Source organism: Mesorhizobium sp. M7A.F.Ca.CA.004.06.1.1, assembly GCF_003999135.1.
In the GTDB taxonomy this organism is placed as follows: domain Bacteria; phylum Pseudomonadota; class Alphaproteobacteria; order Rhizobiales; family Rhizobiaceae; genus Mesorhizobium.
The window spans coordinates 1-4,659 of the sequence record NZ_RZPQ01000468.1; the positions used below are offsets into that span (position 1 = coordinate 1).

1 protein-coding gene is annotated in these 4,659 nt (G+C 64.2%); it reads left to right on the top strand.

Going from position 1 to position 4,659, the window contains the following annotated elements; translation table 11 throughout:
• Positions 1–4,659: hypothetical protein (locus tag EN906_RS37370; protein WP_164777306.1), on the top strand; the 4,659-nt coding region annotated here is incomplete at both ends.

A 4,659-nucleotide genomic window follows, 5' to 3' on the forward strand; every position in this document is an offset into this window, starting at 1 on the left:
GGCACGATCGTCGGCGGCGGCGATCCGACTAGCTTCGGCGCGGCCGAGGCGCATGGCGTCATCGTGCAGGCCGAATCGTCGGAAGAGGTCACGAACGTCACGGTCGCCGGTGCAGCCGGCCTTTACGTCGGCCTGGCTGGCTCCGTCACCGTGACGCTGCTCAATTCCGACACCAAGGCGCTGATCGGGGTCGGCGCCGACATCAATCAGGGCGCTGCAGATTACCTCGCCCATCCAGGCACGGTGTCGGGCGCACAAGGCGTCTATGTCAACGCGGCCAACGAGGTCCGGGTCACGTCCTTCGCGGGCGCTCTCGGCGCCGGTTTCGTCGGTCTGGCCGGCGGTATCGACTTCGGCAGCATCAAGAACGATACGGTTGCCGCGATCAACGCCAACGCCATGGTGCGGGCGCGCGGTGACGTCTCGGTCAATGCGGTCGCAATCAAGGTTCTGCGTGGGTTCGCCTTCAGCGGCGGCGTCGGCGTCGCCGGGCTTGGCGCGTCCGTGTCGGTCTGGTCGATCGGCGAGGCGTTCACCGATTCCTACCAGGACAACCAGGGTGGCAGTGGCAACGCGACGAAGGACGACGGAAGCTCGAAGACCGCCAACGACGAGGCCGGCGAACAGGCCGACGGTGGCGTCGCAGGCATCACCGGGGAATTGGGCCGCTTCGGCAGCGGCGCCAACAGCAACACGGCCGACTCACGCGTCAAGGCTGGTGTTGAAGGCGCCCGCGACAAGGTCGGCGCCAACGCACTGACCTCAGGCGCCCTGACCAACAAGCTAACCGCCGCCGTCACCGACGAGCGTGGCACCACCGCCTCCGTCGAAGGCGGTGCGACGGTCGAGGCTGGTTACGACATCGTCGTGAACGCGCGTGAACAGATGAAAGCCAACATCCTGGTCGGCAGCCTGGGCGCCGGTCTTGTCGGCCTGGGCGCGTCGATTTCCGTCGTCAATGTCTCGGGCCAGGTGAGAGCGAAGGCCGGCGGAAACCTCAAGGCTGGCAATGCCATCCGCCTTGAAAGCCATTTCGGCCAGAATATCGATGTCACGACTGTCGCCTTGCAGGCCGGCTTCGTCGGCCTCGGTGCATCGGTCGCGGTGGTCAACGATACCAGCCGCGTACAGGCCGGCTTGCTCGACAACACGGTGGTCAACGACGCGGCCAGCCTCACGGTCTCGGCGACCAGCAACCAGACGTTTGACGTGCTGACCACCGGCATACAAGCCGGTGCGGTGGCCGTCGGCGCGTCCTACAGCGACGTCACCATCGGCGATGACGACGACAACACCAAGGAAGTCCTGGCCACGATCGGCACGGGCAGCCAGATCGGGCAGGTCGACGCCGTCGGGGCCATCACGGTCCATGCGGACTCGACGATCAACGTGGATTCCGACACCTTCGCGCTGGCTGCCGGGCTCGGTGCACTGACCTTCAATTTCGCCTTCATAGATGTTCAGCCGAACGTAGAGGCATCGATTGGCAGCGGCGCCAATATCAGCGCGACGGGCCTCCTCACGGTCGAGGCGTGGACGCTGCACGATGCGACCGGCGACATATTCGCGCTTTCAGTCGGCGCACTGGCGGCCGGCACCAGCTTGGCGACGGTCAATGTCGTCCCGACGGTGACTGCATCGATCGGTGGCAATTCGACGGTTCACGCCGGCGGCATCGTCATGCTGTCGTCGCACAATTACCAGGGCGAGACGGCGACCGACCGCGGGGCGAAGGCCTATGCGGAAGCCTCCGGCGGCGGCTTGTTCAGCGGCCAGGGCTCGGTGCCGACCGCGAGGTCCAATGCGGTTGCCAACACCACGATCGGCGCCGGCGGCGCATTCACCATCACCGGTGACATCAACATCAAGTCGCGCGTTCGCAACTATGCCGTCGCCAATGCCGAAGCGAATTCGTTCGGAGCGGCGGCGGTCGGTGCTTCCGTGGCTGAAGCCGAGGCCAATGGCCAGAGCAACGCCGCGATGAACGCCAACATCGTCTCGGTCACGGACATCATGATCGAAGCCCTCGCTGTCAATGGCGCGCTCGCCGTGGCGGAAGCCGCCGGTGGCGGCGTTCTTGGCGCACTGACCATCAACAGTGCGGTCGCAACAGCCAGCCCATCATCGGTCAGCGCCTCGATCGGCAACAACACCTCGATCCAGTCGGCGCGCAATGTGCGGCTGAAGGCACAGGCGCAAACCGAGGGCGACGCCAAGGTTGTCGGCATTTCGATAGGCGGCATTTTCGGCGCCGGTGCTTCGGATGCGACGACCCATGTCAGCCCGACGGTTGCGAGCTCGATCGGCGCTGGCGCGGTGATCAACGCGACCGGCGATATCCTGGTCGAAGCCTCCGCCTCGCCGATCCCCGGCGTGCAGCCGACCTACGAAATCGTCGATGTCGACGGCACCGCCAACACGATCACCGTGAACGGGCATGGATTGGTGACCGGCGATACGGTCGAATATGATGCCGGAAGCGGCGGCGCCGTCATTCCCGGCCTCAACTGGCCGGATCCGGACGATTCGGCCGTGAACCGTCAGTACAGCGTGATCAATGTCGTCAATGCAGGCGTGACAGATCCGAACACGCTCTATTTCGGCTCCGTCTTCAATGCCGCCGACATCGATCCAAACACCGAGATCATCGAGTTCGCGGGTGGCCATAATTTCCTGAGCGGCGATGCCGTCCGCTACTATCCGGGACCAGACGAAACAGTCGACAGCTTTGGGCTGACCGAGGGCAATCTCTATTATGTGCTGGTCATAGACGGGTCGCACATCAAGCTGGTGGGCACCTTCGACAAGGCGGTCAACCCACAGAATTACCTCAAGAATTTCCAACCGGACGATGTCGCGGGCAACAGCATAACCATCGCGGCGCATGGCTTCGTCAATGGGACGGCGGTGACCTATGAGGCGCCGGACGCGCGCACTTTCGTCAGTCGCCAGGTGGACGTCAATTCGAGCAGCCTCAACCCTGATGGCTCCCCAATCGCCGATGCCAACGCCGATGACATCCGTTTCTTCGACGATGACGGGAACGCGCTGGCGCATGGCTTCGTCGAGGGCGAACACGTCGTCTACGACGTCAAGAATGCGAGCGGAGGAACCGGTCTGGCGATCGGCGGCCTGGTCGACGGCCAGACCTACCGTGTGCATGTCGTCAACTCCTCGACGATCCAGCTCAAGCGTAACGACGCGATCACCGAAGAGGTGCAGTTCGTTCGCAATGCCGCTGGCGACCGCATCATCCGCACCGACGGCCTCAACTGGGCCGACAACGGCTTTGCCGCTGGCACGCTGTTCATCGGCGGCGGCGGCGCCAATTCTGGCACGTTCACGATCGCCAGTGTTTCCGGTAGCACGCTGATCCTTACTGTCGCGAACAGCGTCACGGCGGGAACGCAGACAAAGACCTTCGATCAGCCGATCATCGCACTGGCCCCGAACAAGGGCCTCAGTGCCAATCCGGCGCTCAACGTCGGCGCCAGCGATATACATTCGCTGGTCAATGCCAAGAATCTGCCGATCGGCGGGCTGGAAGACGGCAAGACCTATTATGTGCGCGGCGTCAGTGGCCCTGGCGACAACACGTTCGAACTGTGGAATGCACCGAGCGGGGGCAGTCAGATTGCTCTGACACCGACGGCGATTGCCGGCCCTTACGGCAATCACAGCCTCACTGCGCTGGCGGTTGACATCTCGGCGGCCGCCGATAGCGAGCAGCAACTGCGCATCGACATCAACGACAGCGCCACATCGGCGTCACCGGGGCAATTCCTGTTTGGCCCGGGCGAGGTTCCGCTCAGTGAGATCGCCCCGCAATCGGGCGACGGAGTCTCCTCGGCCTATGCCAAGGGTTCCGGCGGCGGCTTCGTCGGCGTGCAGATCAACGATGCCGACATCATCAGCAATCCGAACGTCTCGGCGACGATCTCCGCGACGCAGATCACGACCGTGGGCAACGTGACCGTCAGCACATCGGTGACGACCAACACCTCCTCCTACGCGGTCAATGGCACCGGCGGCTTCGTCGCCATCGGCGATGCCGATGCGCGCAGCTATCAGGACATCATCAGCGCGGCGACGATCAGCGATAACACACGTATCACCGCGGGCAAGAACTTCACGCTGGCCTCGGCAAGCAATGCCATTACCAGCGCCGCCTCGCAGTCGAGCGCTGGCGGTGCGGTCGGCCTGGCCGACCCGACCACCGATGTCCGCATCGAATACAATACGGTTTCGACGATCGGCTCCAATGCTATCGTTCTGGCTGGTCAGTTGGCCAAGGCCACGGCCAATGCATCCGTCGATGTGACGGCGAAATCGACCGCCTCCGGCATCGGCTTCGGCGGTGACGGCGACGCCATCACGCATGTCAATATTGGCTCGCCGGACGTCGATCCGGACGCCGACCAGGCCGACGCTATCGTCTCGCTGGCGGCCAACGCCGTGCTCAGCGCGCGGCGCACTTCGCTTGCGGCGCGGGTCGACAACTTCCATGTCTTCTCCGGCAGCGACGGACGCGGCGCCGGTTTCTATGGCGAGGGCGAGGCCGAAAGCACGATCACGGCACGGCCGGATGCGCAGGTGCGGATCAATGCGGGCGCCGACCTGACGGGTTGGGAAGGCGTTGACCTCATCACCCGCTACGAC